Raw genomic sequence first — 16,794 nt, 5'->3', positions numbered from 1 at the left:
ACGGATGCCGAGACGGGCATCATGCAACCGGAAGACCGTCGTTCATCATCTCACTGAACGGTGGCCAGCCACTGATGCGCCCGGCAGGATCAGGGGAATCCGTACCGGGCCCACGATCGACGAACACGCGGTCTCCCGCGTGTTGGGGGGTATGACTCATGACGTCGCCGCCTGACGGCGCCCGGCAGAACTTCGACCCGTCCGAGACCACGCAGCTGCGCGTGCCGTCTCACCGGACAGGGGGCTTCCGAAGAATCAAGAAGACGCTGCCGCGCTACGACTACGAGCACTACAGCCGGCTCGCCGGACCCCTCACCCAGCCCGCCCCGGGCAAGCCGTACAAGGTGCAGTACCGCTCGCTGCTCTCGCAGGAGCCGCACCGCGTCCGGGCCGCGCTCATGCTGGGCGCCGCGCCGCTGCTCTCCCTGGTGCTGCTCGCCTGGCTGCTCCAGCCGACGCACTGGACCGAGCGGGACTATCCGAAGTACGACTTCCTGCCCGTCCTCGACATGGTGATGCTCGTCTCCATCGGCCTCATCGAGTTCTTCCGGTGCATGAACGTGCTGTCGAACGCGCACGCCACGCTCGTCGCCCGTGACCCGATCCCGGTCGTCCCCGAGACCGGTACGCGGGTCGCGTTCCTCACCTCCTTCGTGCCCGGCAAGGAACCCCTCGCCATGGTCACGAAGACGCTGGAGGCCGCGGTCAAAATCCGCCACCGGGGGCTGTTGCACATCTGGCTGCTCGACGAGGGCGACGACCCGGAGGTGAAGGAGGTCTGCGCGCGGCTCGGCGTGCACCACTTCTCCCGCAAGGGGGTCCCCCAGTGGAACCAGGCCAAGGGTCCGCACCGGGCGAAGACGAAGCACGGCAACTACAACGCGTGGCTCGACGCGCACGGCGACAACTACGACTACTTCGCCTCCGTCGACACCGACCATGTCCCGCTGCCGAACTATCTGGAGCGGATGCTCGGCTTCTTCCGCGACCCGGACGTCGGTTTCGTCATCGGCCCGCAGGTGTACGGCAATTACGACACCTTCGTCACCAAGGCCGCGGAATCGCAGCAGTTCCTTTTCCACGCCCTGATCCAGCGCGCGGGCAACGCGTACGGGGCGCCGATGTTCGTCGGCACGTCCAACGCCGTACGGATCAGCGCGCTCAAGCAGATCGGCGGTCTGTACGACTCGATCACCGAGGACATGGCGACCGGGTTCGAGATCCACCGGGCGAAGAATCCGGTGACCGGTAAGAAATGGCGCTCGGTCTATACCCCGGACGTACTCGCGGTCGGTGAGGGTCCCAATGCCTGGACGGACTTCTTCACGCAGCAGTTGCGCTGGTCGCGCGGGACCTACGAGACGATCCTCAAGCAGTATTGGAAGGGCTTCTACTCGCTGCCGCCGAGCAAGCTCTTCAACTACACGATGATGATCATCTTCTATCCGATGTCGGCGCTCAACTGGATTCTGGCGGCGCTGAGTTGTGCGCTGTTCCTGGGCATGGGCGCCTCGGGTGTGAACATCGACCCGACGATCTGGCTGATGCTGTACGGCAATGCGTCCGCCCTCCAGATCGGGCTCTACATCTGGAACCGCCGCCACAATGTGTCCCCGCACGAGCCGGAGGGGTCCGGCGGGGTCGCCGGCATGGTGATGTCCGCGCTGTCCGCGCCGATCTACGCGCGGTCGCTGATGGATGCCGTGCTGCGCCGCAAGAGCAAGTTCGTGGTGACGCCGAAGGGGGATTCGGCGAGCCCGGACACGCTGTTCGGTACGTTCCGGATCCATCTCTTCTTCATCGCGGTCTTCGGCGCCTCGATGGGCGCCTCCTTCTACTTCGGGCACTCCCATCCCGCGATGCTGATCTGGGCGTCCTTCGCGCTGCTGATCACGGCCGCGCCGATCTTCGCGTGGCGGTGGACGCTGCGGCAGGCGAAGAAGAAGCCGCCCGTGGCACCGCCGTCCGATCCGTCGGTTCCCCCGCAGGGCGGCGGCTCCCGGGGGCGGCACGCGGCGCCGGGCCCGCACGCCCCCCAGCAGAGACCGGATTGGGCATCGACGCCGAACGACCAGACCGTACAGATCGCCCTTGGGGGACGTAAGAAATGAAAGACGGTTCCAGCCGCCGCCGCTTCCGTCGTATTGCGATAGGCGCGGCGGTAGTTGTTGCGCTGGCCGCGATGAACGGTCCCGCTCTCTACCGCTTCGGGTCCGAGCAATATCACGAGTACAAGATCAACAAGCCGGAGTACAAGGCCGCGAACGGCAAATGGGACATCATTGAATTCCCGGCGGAGTTCAAGCAGAACACGATTCACGCGGCGCTGCTCCACACCGGCAAGATTCTGCTGGTCGCGGGGTCGGGCAACGATCAGCAGAACTTCGACGACAAGAAGTTCGACACCCGGCTGTGGGACCCGGTCAAGAACACGATCAAGAAGATCCCCACGCCGAAGGATCTGTTCTGCACGGGTCACACACAGCTCTCCAACGGCAATCTGCTGATCGCCGGCGGCACCAAGCGGTACGAGAAGCTGAAGGGCGACGTCACCAAGGCCGGCGGTCTGATGGTCGTCCACAACGAGAACCCGGACAAGCCGATCACGCTCCCCGCGGGCACCAAGTTCACCGGGAAGACGAACGGGAACACCTTCACGTCGAAGGATCCCGTCGTGGTCGAGCGGGCGGAGAAGGTCTTCGACCCGGACACCGGTGAGTTCCTGCGCAACGACCCCGGGCTCGGCCGGATCTATGTCGAGGCGCAGAAGAGCGGCGCGCAGTACGAGACGGGCACCCAGGACAACTACCGGGTGCAGGGACTTTCCGGCGCGGACGCCCGTAACACCTACGGTATGGCGGAGAAACTCGCCCTGGACAAGAAGGACTTCCAGGGAATCCGGGACGCCTTCGAATTCGATCCGGTGGCCGAGAAGTACATCCAGGTCGACCCGATGAAGGAGGCCCGCTGGTATCCGACGCTGACGACGCTCAGCGACGGCAAGGTGCTCAGCCTTTCGGGCCTGGACGAGATCGGGCAGTTGGTGCCCGGCAAGAACGAGGTGTTCGACCCCGAGACGCGGACCTGGGAGTACACCGAGGGCATCCGGCAGTTCCCGACGTATCCGGCGATCTCGCTGATGCAGAACGGGAAGCTGTTCTACTCCGGTTCCAACGCCGGGTACGGCCCGGACGACGTGGGGCGCGACCCCGGAATCTGGGACCTGGAGACCAACAAGTTCCGCAAGCTGCCCGGGATGAGCGACCCGAAGCTCCTGGAGACGTCCGGGACCGTGCTGTTGCCGCCGGCGCAGGACGAGAAGTACATGGTGATCGGCGGCGGCGGGGTCGGCGAGTCGCAGGAGTCCAGCAAGAAGACCCGCATCGTGGACCTCCAGGCGGACGACCCGAAGTTCGTGGACGGTCCCGAGTTGGAGAAGGGGACCCGCTATCCGCAGTCCTCGATCCTGCCGGACGACACGGTGCTCGTGTCGGGCGGCTCGGAGGACTACCGGGGCCGCGGTGGTTCCAACATCCACCAGGCACGGCTCTACGACCCGAAGGCCAACTCCTTCCGGAAGGTGGCCGATCCGCTGGTCGGCCGGAACTACCACTCGGGTTCGCTGCTGCTGCCGGACGGGCGTGTGATGTTCTTCGGCTCGGACTCGCTCTACGCGGACAAGGCCAACACCAAGCCGGGCGTCTTCGAGCAGCGCATCGAGATGTACACACCGCCGTACCTCTACCGCGACTCGCGCCCTTCCCTCTCGGGCGGCCCGAAGACGGTCGAGCGCGGCGCCTCGGCGAAGTTCACCTCCCAGCAGGCGTCGACCCTCAAAACGGCCCGCCTGATCCGCCCGAGCGCGTCCACACACGTCACGGACGTCGACCAGCGCTCGATCGCCCTGGACATGAAGAAGTCGAAGGACAGCATCACTGTCACCGTCCCGGAAAGCCGGAACCTGGTGGAATCGGGCTGGTACATGCTCTTCGTCACAGACGCGGACGGAACTCCGTCGAAGGCGCAGTGGGTGAAGGTGCCGTAGACAAAGGTGCCGTAGACAAAGATCGCCGCCGGGTCCGATCCCGGCGGCGACCTGCTTCGGCGTGATGGATCGTCAGCCGACCCGACCGAGGTGGATGACCACGATTGTCACGGTGCCGTCCTCAATCTCGTACAACACCCGATAGCGGCCCACATGCATGCGGCGCAGGTCGGCGGAGCCGTACTCGGCGGTGCCCTCCGGGCGTGGCTGATCGGCAAGCAGGTCGACCGCGTCCATGACCTGGCGCAGTCCGTCGGGGTCGTCCTTGAGGAAGCGGGCCGCGGCGTCGATGGCTGCCTCGTCCCACGTGATCGCATACGTCAAGAAGCCTGCTCCAGCCCGAGTCGCGCCCGCACGTCCGCGTGCGGCACTGTCGCCACCTTGCCGGCCGCCTGTCGCTCCCGGTATTGAGCCAGCGCGAGCGCGTCCTCAAGGTCGGCCAGCTCTTGCGGGTTGATCAGCACCGCGGCGGGCTGCCCGTGGTCCGTGATCGTGATGCGCTCACGCGCGTGCGAAGCCCTGCGGACCAGGGACCCGAACCGGGCGCGCGCCTCAGTGATGGGGAGGATGTCACTCATGGACAGAACTGTACACTTTCCGCGCCTTCCTGGGTCACTTCGTCGCCCTCGCCAGTTCCAACGCGTACTCCGGCCACCACTCCCCCGCCTTTGGGCCGCCCTTGCAGGTGCCGTCTGATTCTCCGGGGCGTTTGATCCAGAGGAAGGCGTGGACCTTGGGGTCGCCGGTCTTTGTCGTGGGGGTTTCGCCCAGTGCTCGGCCCGGGGGGTTGCACCAGCGTTCGTTCGGGTCGCCGTCCGTGTAGGGGCCGTTGCCGTTGCGGCTGGTGTCGATCACGAACGGTTTGTTGCCGACCTTCGCCGACAGCTCCTTGCCGTACGCCGTGCTGTCCGCCGTCGTGTAGAAGTTGGACACGTTCACCGAGAAGCCGTCCGCCTGCGCGACGCCCGCCCAGGTCAGCGGTTCGAAGATCTGGTCGGGCTTGCCCCAGCCGGTGTTGCCCGCGTCGAGGTAGACCTTGGTGTTCTTCAGCGCCTTGAGGGTGCCGATGGCGCCCTTCAGGAGGTCGTACCGCTCCTCGTGGAACTCGTCGGGCGTGCAGCCGTCGACCAGGTGCAGGACCGCGTCGGGTTCCAGGACGACCGTCGCGGGGCGGTCGCCGATGCCCTTGGCGACCCCGTCGATCCAGGCGCGGTAGGCGTTGCCGTCGGCCGCGCCGCCCGCCGAGAAGTTGCCGCAGTCGCGGTGCGGGATGTTGTAGAGGACGAGGACCGCGTCCCGGTCCGCCTTCGCCGCGGCCTCCGTGAAGCCGCGCGCCTCCTGCTCCGGGTTCTCCGCGCCGATCCACTCCGCCGTCGGCTGCTCCGCGATCTTCCGGATCTGCCCGGCGTCGTCCTTCTTGCCGTCCTTCTCGTACGCCCGGACTTGGGCACCCGCGTTCCCGTCCGGATTGACCCAGTACGGGTCCGAACCCTTCGGCTGCTGCCGGATCGGCTCCGCCGTGTCCTTCGCGGAGTCGTCACCGGAGGAAGAACATCCCGTCAGCAGCAGCGCCGCCCCCGCCACGGCCGCCGACCATTTCACCCTGCCGTACATCCACTCCCCCTCGGGTGCGCCTTCCGAGGTCCAATCCTCACATAGGCGACCTCGCGGCAACGAGGTCCGCAGGGCTTCGTCGAACAGCTGTTACCGCGCCCCGACTTGGGTGGACGCGGTCCGGGCGGGCTGCTCTAGAGTGATGTCGGCCTTTGTACCTCCCGCTGACGCCGGGCCACTCCCGCGGTCCGCGCGCGCGGTCGAGGACCGGCCCGGTCGGCGGCTCCAGGGGGAGCAGGTCGCCGACCGGGCAAGGTCGTCGCACCACAGGGTCGTCGCACCACAGGGGAGTTCAGGACGCCGTCTCACTCGCCCCGGCCGTTGTGCGGGCGCCGTCTGCGGACGCCCCGGAAGACGACGGCGCACGCCGCCGCACCCGCGAGGACCAGACCGATCACGGCGTGCCGGGTGCCGGGGCCCTTGGCCTCCTCGGCGGCGGTCAGCCGCGAGGTGGAGCCGCCACCCGCTTGAACCCGGTGCCCGGCGCCGTGCGCGACGACGTGCACGGCGTCCTCGACCTTGGCCTCCCTGCCGTCGCAGGTGACCGTGACCGGGTAGTCGCGGGGCTCCGCCGACGGCTTGATCCGGGCCTGCGCGAACAGGGTCGGTCCGGTGGCGGACGGCGTGAGATCGGCGGGGGCGACGAACGCGTCCGACGCGGCGCTGCCCGATGTGCCCTCGCAGCCGGTGACCCGCAGCTCGACGTCGGAGCCCGGTGGCGCGTCGGACGGATTCACGACGACGGATCCCCCGGTGCCCGCGTGCGCGGTCGCCACGGGCGGGGCCGCCAGGACGGCGGCGACCCCCACGGCACGGAGAGCGATCAGTCCAGTACGCATCGTGAACCTCCTGGTACTCGCAGGTTCACGCGCCGACGCCCGTACCGCATCCCGGCGGGGGGTCGGCGCTGGTCCGTACGGGCGACGTCCCCAGGACAGACCAGCGCGACGGCCCCCGTCAGATCCTGTCGACCAGATCGGCGATCGAGTCGACCACCCTGGACGGCCGGAACGGGTACTTCTCGATGTCCTCAGGCGTCGTCACCCCGGTCAGCACGAGGTACGTCTCCATCCCCGCCTCCAGACCCGCGAGGACGTCCGTGTCCATCCGGTCACCGATCATCGCGCTGGTCTCGGAGTGCGCGCCGATCGCGTTCAGCCCGGTCCGCATCATCAGCGGATTGGGCTTGCCCGCGAAGTACGGCTCCTTGCCGGTCGCCTTGGTGATGAGCGCGGCGACCGAACCGGCGGCGGGCAGCGCGCCCTCGGTGGACGGCCCTGTCTCGTCCGGGTTGGTGCAGATGAAACGGGCGCCGTCGTTGATCAGCCGGACGGCCTTCGTCATCGCCTCGAACGAGTAGGTGCGGGTCTCGCCGAGCACCACGTAGTCCGGGTCGTGGTCGGTGAGGACGTACCCGATGTCGTGCAGCGCCGTCGTCAGCCCGGCCTCGCCGATGACGTACGCCGTGCCGCCGGGGCGCTGGTCCTCCAGGAAGCGGGCGGTGGCCAGGGCGGAGGTCCAGATGTTCGCGACGGGCACGTCCAGGCCCATGCGGGCGAGCCGGGCGTGCAGGTCGCGGGCGGTGTAGATGGAGTTGTTGGTCAGCACCAGGAAGGGGCGGCCGGAGTCCCGCAGCTTCTTGATGAACGCCTCGGCGCCGGGGATCGGTACGCCCTCGTGGATGAGCACACCGTCCATGTCGGTGAGCCAGGACTCGATGGGCTTGCGGTCTGCCATGGGCGCGATCTCCTGGCGTACGGGCGGTAAGGGACGGGACGGGATTGGGGGCGCCGGAACCACGGCGTGCCGACGCCCCCACCCTAAGCTCTCCCGTTCGAATCAGGACTGTACGAGCCGCACCCCGTCGATCACCCAGTACCAGTTGTTCCCGCCCGTGTAGCGGAAGCGGACCCTGGCGGTGGTCGCGCCCGCCGGGACCTGGAGGGTGAGCGTCTCGGTGCGGGACGGCACGTCGGCCGTGTACGTCTTCACGGAGACCGGGGCCGCGCCGTCGTAGGAGACCAGGACCTCGCCCTTCTGCGGGGCCTCCTGGCGGTAGTAGGTGGTGTAGGTGAGCGTGGCGGTCCGGCCGCCGGTGACCGCGTACGCCGGGGTGATCAGGGTGGAGTCGAAGGTGCCGGAGAACGTCTTGTCGCTCCACTCGTCGCCGTCGGCCACCGCGAAGACGTTCCGGGCGCGGACGTTCGACTCGCGCTGCTGGTCGCGCTGGGCGGCCGTCCAGAACTCGTCGGTCGTGAAGGACCAGCCGCGCCACTCGGTGACACCGCCGGTGCCCATCGCCGAGTTGTCGACCGACCAGCCGCTCGGCGGGGTGTGCGTGAAGCCGAGCACGGCCGCGCCGATACCGGTCTCGTCCACGCGGGTCCCCAGCTTGGTACGCAGCGTGTCGAAGTCGTCCGGTGCGGGCTGCTGGACGGGCCGGCCGTCGAGCCCCCAGGCCGGGTCGATCGCGATGCCCAGGTGGGCCAGGGCGGATGCGGCGACGTCGGGCATCTTGACGTCGTAGCGGGTCGAACCGGCCGCCAGGGTCGGGCCGGTGGCGATGAGGAAGGTCTGCCGCTCGGGCGCGCTGGACCCGCCGTGGCCCCCGGCGTCGGTGTGCCCGTGGTCGGCGGTGATCATGATCAGCCAGTCCTCGTCGCCGTAGGTGGCACGGGACTTGACGGCGGCGACCATCTGGCCGACCTGGGCGTCGGCGGTGTGGACGGCGTCCAGGTACTGCTGGGACGCGGCGCCGTAACTGTGGCCCGCGTGGTCGATGTTGTCGAGGTGGACGAAGACCGCGTCCGGGTTGCCGGTCCGCAGCGTGGCGACGGCGCGCGAGGTGGTGCCGGTGTCGTACTCGGCGCCCGGTGTGGAGATCCGGGTGTCGACCTTGGACGAGAGAATGGTGTCGGTGATCGGCGCCCAGGACGAGACGGCGTAGGTGCTGAGCGACGGCTTCGCGGTCTCGATCCGGGTGAGGAAGTCCGGGTACTGCGCGAACTTGTGGCCGCCGATGGTGTTGTCCTTGACGTTGTGCTTGTCGGGCCAGACACCGGTGATGATCGTCGACCAGCCGGGCCCGGAGAGGGTCGGCGCGAACGGGTTGGCGTAGATGCTGCTGGGCGCGGTGAGGCCGGCGGCCATCAGGGCGTCCAGATGGGGGGCTTCGGCGTCCTTGATGCGCTGGAGCAGGGCGCCGTCGAGCCCGATGACCAGGACCTTCGGGGTACGGGCCGCGGCCCGCGCGAGGGCGGTGAGCGGCCCCGCCGACACGGCTATGGCGACGGCGGAGCCGAGCAGGGTACGACGGGAGAGACGGGACGACACGGGAACCTCCGGATACGGATGGGCTGGGACGTGCCTTGAGACGTGCCTTGAGACGTGCCTTGCGTACGGAACCGGGGGCGGATCAGCTGCCGGTGGCGGACTTCCAGGCATCGACGTACGCGGTCAGGTTCTTGTCGATGTCCGCCCAGTCGGGCTGGAAGACCTCGACGCCCTCCATGAGCTTGGCCAGTTCGATGGCGTTCGCGTCGGTCGCCTTGACGTCGCCGCGGACGGTGAAGCCGCCGCCGACCTCGCTGACCTGCTGCTGCGCCTTCTGCCCGAGCATGTAGTCGAGCAGCTTCCTGCCGTTGTCGCTGTGCGGTGCCTTGGTGACGAGACCGGCCGCGTAGGGCAGCGCGAAGGTGGTGGCCTTGCCGCCCTCCTTCGCCGGGAACCAGATGCCGAGGTTCGGCATGGAGCGGGACTGGGCGTAGTTCATCTGCACATCGCCGTTGGCGACGAGGAGTTCACCCTTGTCGACCTTCGGGGCGAGCTTGCCGGTCGACGCGGACGGGCCGACGTTGTTGGACTGGAGCTTCTTCAGATACGCCATCGCCGGCTCCTGGCCGCCGAAGTCGTGCATCGCCTTGATGAGGACGGCGGTCCCGTCCCCGGCGACTCCGGGCGTGGAGTACTGGAGCTTGTTCTTGTACGCGCCGCCGGTCAGCTCCTCCCACGTGGTGGGCGCCTTCGGCAGCTCCTTCTTGTTGTAGATGAACCCGAAGTAGTTATTGACGACCGACGTCCAAGTGCCGTCGGCGCCCTTGTCGCCGCCGTCGACCTGGCCCGCGTCCTTCGGGCTGTACTTGTCGAGCAGACCCTTGCCGTCGGCCTGCTGGATGAACGGCGGCAGGGTGACCAGCACGTCGGCCTGCGGGTTGGACTTCTCGCGGACGGCGCGCTGCACCACCTCGCCGGAGCCCCCCTCGACGTACTTGACCTTGATACCGGTCTCCTTCTCGAAGTCCTTGAAGATCCGGTCGTACCAGCCGTCGCCGTTCTCGCCCTTCAGGCCGTCGGCGCTGTAGACGGTGACGACCTTCTCGTCGGACGCGGCGGAACCGCCTCCGCAGGCGGTGAGGGAGAGGGCGAGGGCGAGGCTGCCGGTGACGGCGGCGATCGGCTTGATCGAATTGCGCATGGCGAGACGAACTCCTGACGAGGTAAGGGGTAAGGGGTGGTTGAGACGGAACGGACACGCGCGAGGGGGGTGGCGGTCGGTCAGCGGTAGGAGGCGCGGGAGCGGATACGGGAGACCAGGAGCAGGACGAGCAGGGTCGTGCCCATCAGGACCACCGCGAGCGCGGAGCCGGTGAACAGCGAACCGCGGTCGGTGGCGGCGAAGATCCGTACGGGCAGGGGTGTCCAGTCCGGCGGGTAGAGCATCATCGTGGCGCTCAACTCCCCCATGGACAGGGCGAAGCAGAGCCCGGCGGCGGCGTTGAGGGAGGGCAGAAGGAGCGGCAGGCGGACCCGCCACAGGACGTAGGAGGGGCGGGCGCCGAGTGAGGCGGCGGCCTGTTCGTAGGCGGGGTCGAGCCGGACGACGGCGGCCGATACGGACTGGTACGCGAAGGCCGTGACGAGGACGGTGTGCGCGGCGATCACGATCCACCGGGTGCCGTTGAGCAGGACCGGCGGCTGCGAGTAGGCGACGAGGATCGCGAGCCCGACGACGACCGACGGCACGGCGACAGGCAGCACGAACAGGGCGTCCATGACCCGGCGTCCCCGCTTGCCGAGCGCGGCGGCGGAGAGCGCGGCCCAGGTGCCGACGGTCAGCGCGAGGACGCTCGCCGTGAGGGCCGTGACCAGGCTGGTGGTGAGGGCCTGCAACGACTCGCCGCGGGTCGCGGCGCCGTAGTGCTCCGTCGTGAACCCGGACGGCAGGACGCCCGACCAGTGGGTGGCGAAGGACGCGGCGACGATGACCAGGAGCGGCATCGCGAACAGCGGGACGAACAGCACGAGGAACACGGCCCAGGCGGCCCACTTCCCCTTCCGGCTATGCACCAGCACGGCGGCTCACCACCCGGTAGAGGCCGTAGAGGCCCACGGAGATCAGGACGTTGACGACGGCGACGACGCAGGCGCCCGCGTAGTCGGACTCCAGGATCGCCTTGCTGTACACGAGCATCGGCAGCGTCGTGACGCCCTTGGCTCCGGTGAACAGGACGATGCCGAACTCGTTGAGGCAGAGCACCAGGACGAGGCTGCCGCCGGCCGCGAGCGCGGGCAGCGCCTCGGGCAGGATCACCCGCCGCACGATCCGCGCGGGCCGCGCACCCAGCGAACTCGCCACCTCCAGTTGGGCGGTGTCGAGCTGCGAGAACGCGGCGAGCAGGGGCCGCATCACGAACGGCGTGAAGTACGTGATCTCGGCGAGCAGCACCCCCCACGGTGTGGTGAGGAACTGGAACGGCCCCTCGGCCGCGCCCGTGACCCCGGTCCACGCCCCGTTGGCCACGCCGACCGTCCCGTACAGGAAGAGCAGCGCGAGGGTGATGAGGAAGGACGGGAAGGACAGGAAGACGTCGATGAACTTGGCGACGCCCTTCGCCCCGGGGAACGGCACGAAGGCGATGACGAGGGCGAGCAGGAACCCGAGGACCAGACACCCGGCGGTCGCCCCGACCGCGAGCCACACGGTGGTCCACAGCGCGTCCCGGAAGACGCCGGAGGCGAAGACCTGGCCGAAGGCGTCGAACGAGGTCTGCCGGACGACGAGGTAGAGGGGGTAGAGGAACAGCGCGCCGAGGACGAGGACCGGCGGCAGCGTCCACACCACCCGCGCCCTACCCATGCCCCACCCCCTGCGGTATCAGCGAGGCGTCGGCGGGCAGGAAGTGCACGGTGACCCGGTCACCGAGTACGGGAGGCGACGGCAGCTCGGGTACGTCCGCGATGACCTGGTGCCCTTCGACAGCGAGGTGGACCCGGTGCGCGGCCCCCCGCCACTGCACCTCGGTCACCACCCCGGCCAGCGCGTTGACCCCGGCCCCGACATCGACCGCGCCCCCGCCTCCGTATCCGTCCCCGTCCTCGTCTCCCTCTCCGAGCCGCACAAGATGGGGCCGCACACAGAGCGTCGCACTCACCCCGGACGCCAAGTCCCTTGTATCCACGGCGAGTTCAATGGCATCCCCGAAAGACACGACCCCCTTCTTCGCCACGGTCACCGGCAGCAGATTGGCGTTGCCCACGAACGACGCCGTGAAGGCGGTACGCGGCGTCCGGTACAGCTCCTGCGGGGTCCCGCAGTCCTGGAGCCGGGCCCGGTCCATCACGGCGATCCGGTCGGCCAGGGTCAGCGCCTCGACCTGGTCATGGGTGACGTACAGCATCGACACCTCGGGCAACTCGCGGTGCAGCCGGGCGAGTTCGGCGAGCATGCCGGAGCGCAGGCGGGCGTCGAGCGCGGACAGCGGCTCGTCGAGGAGCAGCACCCCGGGGCGTACGGCGAGCGCCCGCGCGATGGCGACGCGCTGCTGCTGCCCGCCGGACAGCTCCCGGGGGTACCGGCGGGCGTAGGCCGTCATCCCGGTCATCTCCAGGGCCTCGCCGACCCGCCCGGGAATCTCGCCCTTGGGGACCTTGCGGGCCCGCATGCCGAAGGCGACGTTGTCGGCGACCCGCATGTGCGGGAAGAGCGCGTACTGCTGGACGACCATGCCGATGCCGCGCCGGTGGGGCGGCAGGTCCGTGATGTCACGGCCGCCGATGAACACCCGCCCGGAATCGGGCCGGACGAATCCGGCGACGGCCCGCAGCGCGGTGGTCTTCCCGGACCCGGACGGGCCGAGCAGCGCCACGACCTCGCCGGGCTCGACGGTCAGATCGAACCCGTCGAGGACGGTCGTGCCGTCGTACGCGACGGAGACCCGGTCGAAGCGGATACCGCTGCTCATCGCCGGTCCCCGGCGGCCAGAAGTGCGGGCAGCTCCACGACCGAGCCGAGCACATCGGTCGCCCCGGCCGCCCGCAGCTCCGCGTCCCCGTGCGCCCCGGTCAGCACCCCCGCCACGACCCCGGCCCCGGCCCGCACCCCGCTGAGCATGTCGTAGGAGGTGTCCCCCGCGACCGCGACCTGACGCAGCGCGTCGGCGGCGCCGGCCCGCAGGAACGCTTCGAGTACGAGGTCGGGGTACGGGCGGCCCCGGCCCCCGGCGTCCGCCGGGCACAGGGTGAGCAGCCCCAGGTCGCGCCAGCCGAGCGCGTCGAGCAGGGCGTCCTGCGTGGTGCGGGCGAATCCGGTGGTGAGGACGACCGTACGGCCGGATTCACGGAGGGCTTCGATGGTGGCGCGGGCGCCCGGAATCTCGGCGATGAGACCGCCGTCGACCAACTCCCCGTACGCCTCCTCGAAGGCGGTGTTGGCGCGCTGGGCAAGGTCCTCGTCGCCGAACAGGTGCCGGAAGACGGAGATCTTGGACTCGCCCATGGTGGCGCGTACGTAGGCGAGTTTGCGGGCGTGGTCGTCAGTGCCGGGCTCGACGCCGAGGCGTTCGGCGGCGGTGGAGAAGGCGCGTTCCACGAGGCCGCCGTCGGCGACGGTGGTGCCGGCCATGTCGAGGACGACGAGGCGGATGCCGTGGTCGTCGTGGGTGGCCATGGCGCTGCTGTCGTTCATGAAGGTGCTCATGGGGGTGTTCATGGGGGTGTTCATGGGGGTATTCACCAGCCCAACTCGTCGGCGGTCCGTTCGGCGATGGCGGGGGCGCAGGTCATGCCGCGCCCGCCGGGCCCGGTCACCAGCCACACGCCGTCGCGCACCCGCTGGCGGTGCACCACGCGGGAGGTGTCGGTGCACTGCGCGTACACCCCGGCCCAGCGGCGCCGGATCTTCGGCAGCGGCCGGCCGAGGAAGCTCTCGACGACGCCGGTCAGATGCTCGTAGGGGTCTTCGAGGGTGTCGAACGCGAAGGGGTGCTCGTACTCGTGGGTGTCGCCGATGGTCAGGCCGCCGTCGCGGCGCTGCACCATCAGCAGTTGCATCCGGTGCGCGGCGGCGGTCGGGTCCTGCGGCTGCTCGGCGTCGAGCAGATCGAGGGCCGCGCTGCGATACGCCGGGTAGTAGCGGAAGCTGTCGGCGTCGGCGATCGAGGTGGTGAGGGGTTCGCCGAGCGGGTCGGTCTGCATCATCTGGAGGCGTACGCGGCGTACGGGCAGGTCGGGTCCGGCGAGTTCGCGGACGAGTCCGCCGAGCCAGGCGCCGGTGCACAGGACGACGGCGTCGGACGCGTGGACGTCGCCGTGGTCGTCGCGGACGGCGTTCTCGCCGATCACCTCGCGGACCTCGCGGCCCGGCAGGAAGGTGTAGCGGGGCGACTTCAACAGCTCGGCGCGCAGGGCGAGTTGGGCGGTGCGGGGTTCGACGGCCGCGTCGCGTTCGCAGTACAGGGCGGCGTCGAAGGCGCCGCGCAGGGCCGGGTTGAGGGCGCGGGCCTCGTCGGCGGTGAGCAGCGCGTAACCGCGCGCCCCCGCGTCGACTCTGGCGAGGGCGGCCTCGGCGACCTTCCGCTCATGGGCTGTGCGCAGCGGGGTGAGCGAGCCGTTGGCCCGGAACCCGAGGTCCGGGACGCGGGCGCCGATGGCCTCCCACAACTCCCGGGCGCGCAGGGCGGTGTCGAGTTCCGCGCCGCCCGCGCGCCCGCTGACCCAGATCTGCCCGAAGTTGCGCAGGGACGCGCCGCGTGCCTCCGTTTCGCGCTCGATCTGGACGACCTCATGGCCGCGTTCCACCGCTTGCCAGGCGTGCATGGTGCCCACCACGCCGGCTCCTACGACTGTCACTCTCACGCCGACCAAGCTGATGGCGCCGGGTGACCCGGGGCGGTCGGAACGGGAACGGGATGGTGAACGGCCTCTCAAGTTTGGCCTAGACCCGTTATCTTCTCGTGACATCGGGAGCCTGGCGACGGGCCGATTCCGCACTCGCCAAAATGGGGCGAGTTACCTCATTGCTTCGGCTGGCGGGTGCCGTCGAGATGAGTGCTGAAGGAGAACCGGTCGCCCCGGTAGAGGCTGCGGACGCGTTCGAGTGGCTGCCCCTCGGTGTCCCGTGAGACTCGGTGGATGAGCAGCATCGGCAGGGCGGGCGGGGTGCCGATGAGCAGGGCCTCGCGCGGCGTGGCGAGGACGGTCTCGATGCGTTCGTCGGCGTCGCCGAAGCCGATGCCCATCCGGTCGCCGAGGTAGGCGTAGAAGGAGGAGTCGGGCTCGAAGTCGGTGTCCAGGTGGGGGACGCGGGACACGGCGACGTACGTGCTCTCCAGGCCGACGCGTTCGTCGTCGGCGAGCAGGACGCGCTCCAGGTGCCAGACGGGTTCGCCGCGCTCCAGGCCGGTCTCGGCGGCGAGCGTCTCCGGGCAGGGGAACCGGTCGAGCCCGATGAGATGACGCCCCGGGGTACGCCCCTGCCTGCGGACGCCCTCGGTGTAGCTGGCGAGGGAGAGGGGCTGTTCGAGCTTGGGCCCGGCGACGACGGTGCCGCGCCCCTGCCGCCGCAGCCTGCCCTCAAGGAGCAGCTCGCGCAGCGCCTGACGCACGGTCTCCCGCGAGACCTCGTACCGCAGCGCCAGATCCCGTTCCGTGGGCAGCGTGTCGCCCTCGGCCAACTCGCCGACCAGCACGGCGATACGGGCCTTCACGGCGTAGTACTTGGGGATACGGCCGTGCTCGGGGATACCGGAACGGATGGGTGCGCCAGGTGCCTGGTCGTTGGGGTAGTCCACGGAAGGGATGGTCGCAGAGGGACGCGCCGCAGGTGGGGCGGGGGGTCAGGCGGGGCGGGGGTCAGTGGCTGTGCGGGGGTCAGTGGCGGTGCGGGCCGGGGGTCCGGAAGCGGCGGGCGACCGTGAAGAGGGCGGTGCCGGTGAGGAACAGGGCGACGGCGGCTGCGGCGAGGCCCTTGCGGGACGGGGCGCCGGTGGTGGCGAGCTGGTAGGGCGCGGAGGGACGGGCGCCGGGCGAGGGCGCGGCGGGGACGGCCGGCCTCGCCCGGCCGTCGAGCACCGCCTTCGAGGCCGCGTCCACGCGGAACCGGTACGGCTCCGACTCCCCCACCCACGCACCGTCGTCGCTGCGGCGCTGGACGACGGCGGCCTGGGCGACGACCTCGTTCGGGGTGGCGTCGGCGGCGAAGGCGAGCCGGACGTCGACGTTCACGCTGCCGTGCGCGGGTACGGCGAATCCGGCGAACCCGTCGTCGAACACGGCGATCGTCTCGTCCCGGTCGGTCCGCTCGATCGCGGCGGGCCGCCACCGCGTACCGTCCCGGAACTCCATCCGCACCTGAGGCCCCCGCAGCGCCCGGGTGGTGTCCACCAACACGACGACGGGGTGCACGCCCGCGCACTCGGCCCCGGTCGCGTTGGCCAGCTCGATCCGCCAGCGGAGCGGCCCGTCACCGGCCCGGTACCGGTCGGGCCCGTCGTGGATCAGGGTGTCGAGGGGGAACGCGTCGTCGGGGGCGGCGGGGCAGGAAGGCGGCGGCAGGGCCAGGGCGCCGGCGCCGGGCGCCCGGGGGACGGCGGGCGGGGTCGCGGTCTCCGCCGGGGCGACGGTGACCGAGCTGAGGGCGGGGGCGCGGGTGAGGGTGCCGGGGGCGGGCGCGGGGGGCGAGGTGCTGGCAGGGGTGACCGTGAGGGCCGCTGCCGCCGGTGCCGTCGTGAGGGTCAGCGTGGCGGCCGTCAGGGCGGTGGCGGCGATGACATGGCGGGCGAGGGGGGTGCTCTGTCGCATGACGGGCCTTTGGTCGTGGGCTCGCGACCCTGCCAGCGGGGTGCGCGGGCGCCGGACCG

General features: G+C 70.0%; 16 protein-coding genes. 2 read left to right on the top strand and 14 right to left on the bottom strand.

The annotated features are described in order from the left end of the window. Window positions 1-158: 158 nt before the first annotated feature. Together ACIQNU_RS00935 and ACIQNU_RS00930 are read left to right on the top strand one after the other, a co-directional pair. Window positions 159-2,111 (top strand): glycosyltransferase family 2 protein, encoded by a 1,953-nt coding sequence (locus ACIQNU_RS00935; protein ID WP_401359346.1) that lies wholly within the window; start codon window positions 159-161, stop codon window positions 2,109-2,111. Beyond that, window positions 2,108-4,045 carry a galactose oxidase-like domain-containing protein gene (locus ACIQNU_RS00930; RefSeq protein WP_401359344.1) on the top strand — a complete coding sequence of 646 codons (1,938 nt, stop codon included), beginning with the start codon at window positions 2,108-2,110 and terminating at the stop codon, window positions 4,043-4,045. Before ACIQNU_RS00935 ends, ACIQNU_RS00930 begins: the two co-directional genes overlap by 4 nt. A 72-nt stretch (window positions 4,046-4,117) precedes the next feature. On the opposite strand, the gene ACIQNU_RS00925 is transcribed toward ACIQNU_RS00930, so the two are convergent. The 14 genes from ACIQNU_RS00925 to ACIQNU_RS00860 form a co-directional block, all read right to left on the bottom strand. Further along, window positions 4,118-4,369, bottom strand: a complete 252-nt coding sequence (locus ACIQNU_RS00925) for a type II toxin-antitoxin system RelE/ParE family toxin (RefSeq protein ID WP_401359342.1) — start codon at window positions 4,367-4,369, stop codon at window positions 4,118-4,120. Then, window positions 4,366-4,623, bottom strand: coding sequence for a type II toxin-antitoxin system Phd/YefM family antitoxin (locus ACIQNU_RS00920; RefSeq protein WP_401359340.1), 258 nt, complete (start codon window positions 4,621-4,623; stop codon window positions 4,366-4,368). Before ACIQNU_RS00920 ends, ACIQNU_RS00925 begins: the two co-directional genes overlap by 4 nt. Window positions 4,624-4,657: 34 nt before the next feature. After that, window positions 4,658-5,659, bottom strand: a complete 1,002-nt coding sequence (locus ACIQNU_RS00915; RefSeq protein WP_401359338.1) for a glycoside hydrolase family 6 protein — start codon at window positions 5,657-5,659, stop codon at window positions 4,658-4,660. A 305-nt stretch (window positions 5,660-5,964) separates the two neighbouring features. Continuing rightward, window positions 5,965-6,498: a hypothetical protein gene (locus ACIQNU_RS00910; protein WP_401359336.1), complete on the bottom strand. Its 534-nt coding sequence runs from the start codon at window positions 6,496-6,498 to the stop codon at window positions 5,965-5,967. A gap of 118 nt (window positions 6,499-6,616) precedes the next feature. Next, entirely contained in the window at window positions 6,617-7,396 is a 780-nt protein-coding gene (locus ACIQNU_RS00905; protein ID WP_401359334.1) for an HAD-IIA family hydrolase, read from the bottom strand. Between the two features lie 102 nt (window positions 7,397-7,498). Next, on the bottom strand, window positions 7,499-8,992 hold the full coding sequence (locus ACIQNU_RS00900; protein WP_401359332.1) for an alkaline phosphatase family protein: 1,494 nt from the start codon (window positions 8,990-8,992) through the stop codon (window positions 7,499-7,501). Between the two features lie 82 nt (window positions 8,993-9,074). Then, window positions 9,075-10,133, bottom strand: coding sequence for a 2-aminoethylphosphonate ABC transporter substrate-binding protein (locus ACIQNU_RS00895; protein WP_401359330.1), 1,059 nt, complete (start codon window positions 10,131-10,133; stop codon window positions 9,075-9,077). Between the two features lie 80 nt (window positions 10,134-10,213). Then, the gene (locus ACIQNU_RS00890; RefSeq protein WP_401359328.1) at window positions 10,214-11,011 is read right to left on the bottom strand and encodes an ABC transporter permease; all 798 of its coding nucleotides are present in this window, start codon (window positions 11,009-11,011) and stop codon (window positions 10,214-10,216) included. After that, window positions 10,998-11,795, bottom strand: coding sequence for a 2-aminoethylphosphonate ABC transporter permease subunit (locus tag ACIQNU_RS00885; RefSeq protein WP_401359326.1), 798 nt, complete (start codon window positions 11,793-11,795; stop codon window positions 10,998-11,000). The genes ACIQNU_RS00890 and ACIQNU_RS00885 overlap by 14 nt, the downstream gene beginning before the upstream one ends. After that, window positions 11,788-12,900, bottom strand: coding sequence for an ABC transporter ATP-binding protein (locus tag ACIQNU_RS00880; protein WP_401359323.1), 1,113 nt, complete (start codon window positions 12,898-12,900; stop codon window positions 11,788-11,790). Before ACIQNU_RS00880 ends, ACIQNU_RS00885 begins: the two co-directional genes overlap by 8 nt. Next, window positions 12,897-13,622, bottom strand: a complete 726-nt coding sequence (locus ACIQNU_RS00875) for an HAD family hydrolase (protein WP_401362337.1) — start codon at window positions 13,620-13,622, stop codon at window positions 12,897-12,899. Before ACIQNU_RS00875 ends, ACIQNU_RS00880 begins: the two co-directional genes overlap by 4 nt. A gap of 44 nt (window positions 13,623-13,666) precedes the next feature. Next, a complete protein-coding gene (locus tag ACIQNU_RS00870; RefSeq protein WP_401359320.1) occupies window positions 13,667-14,791 on the bottom strand; it encodes a TIGR03364 family FAD-dependent oxidoreductase in 1,125 nt (374 codons plus the stop codon). 158 nt (window positions 14,792-14,949) lie between these two features. Further along, window positions 14,950-15,726 (bottom strand): GntR family transcriptional regulator, encoded by a 777-nt coding sequence (locus tag ACIQNU_RS00865; RefSeq protein ID WP_401359319.1) that lies wholly within the window; start codon window positions 15,724-15,726, stop codon window positions 14,950-14,952. Between the two features lie 79 nt (window positions 15,727-15,805). Further along, window positions 15,806-16,735, bottom strand: coding sequence for a hypothetical protein (locus ACIQNU_RS00860; RefSeq protein ID WP_401359317.1), 930 nt, complete (start codon window positions 16,733-16,735; stop codon window positions 15,806-15,808). Window positions 16,736-16,794: the final 59 nt, after the last annotated feature.

This window comes from Streptomyces sp. NPDC091292, assembly GCF_044757265.1.
GTDB lineage: Bacteria > Actinomycetota > Actinomycetes > Streptomycetales > Streptomycetaceae > Streptomyces.
Note: the sequence above shows the minus strand (reverse complement) of the source record. Positions and strands in the feature narration are given on the sequence as shown.

Coding starts and splice junctions, on each gene's coding strand:
- ACIQNU_RS00910 (WP_401359336.1), bottom strand. CDS start 6,498: ATGCGTACTGGACTGATCGCTCTCCGTGCCGTGGGGGTCGCCGCCGTC.
- ACIQNU_RS00915 (WP_401359338.1), bottom strand. CDS start 5,659: ATGTACGGCAGGGTGAAATGGTCGGCGGCCGTGGCGGGGGCGGCGCTG.
- ACIQNU_RS00905 (WP_401359334.1), bottom strand. CDS start 7,396: ATGGCAGACCGCAAGCCCATCGAGTCCTGGCTCACCGACATGGACGGT.
- ACIQNU_RS00880 (WP_401359323.1), bottom strand. CDS start 12,900: ATGAGCAGCGGTATCCGCTTCGACCGGGTCTCCGTCGCGTACGACGGC.
- ACIQNU_RS00885 (WP_401359326.1), bottom strand. CDS start 11,795: ATGGGTAGGGCGCGGGTGGTGTGGACGCTGCCGCCGGTCCTCGTCCTC.
- ACIQNU_RS00895 (WP_401359330.1), bottom strand. CDS start 10,133: ATGCGCAATTCGATCAAGCCGATCGCCGCCGTCACCGGCAGCCTCGCC.
- ACIQNU_RS00875 (WP_401362337.1), bottom strand. CDS start 13,622: ATGAACGACAGCAGCGCCATGGCCACCCACGACGACCACGGCATCCGC.
- ACIQNU_RS00860 (WP_401359317.1), bottom strand. CDS start 16,735: ATGCGACAGAGCACCCCCCTCGCCCGCCATGTCATCGCCGCCACCGCC.
- ACIQNU_RS00930 (WP_401359344.1), top strand. CDS start 2,108: ATGAAAGACGGTTCCAGCCGCCGCCGCTTCCGTCGTATTGCGATAGGC.
- ACIQNU_RS00935 (WP_401359346.1), top strand. CDS start 159: ATGACGTCGCCGCCTGACGGCGCCCGGCAGAACTTCGACCCGTCCGAG.
- ACIQNU_RS00920 (WP_401359340.1), bottom strand. CDS start 4,623: ATGAGTGACATCCTCCCCATCACTGAGGCGCGCGCCCGGTTCGGGTCC.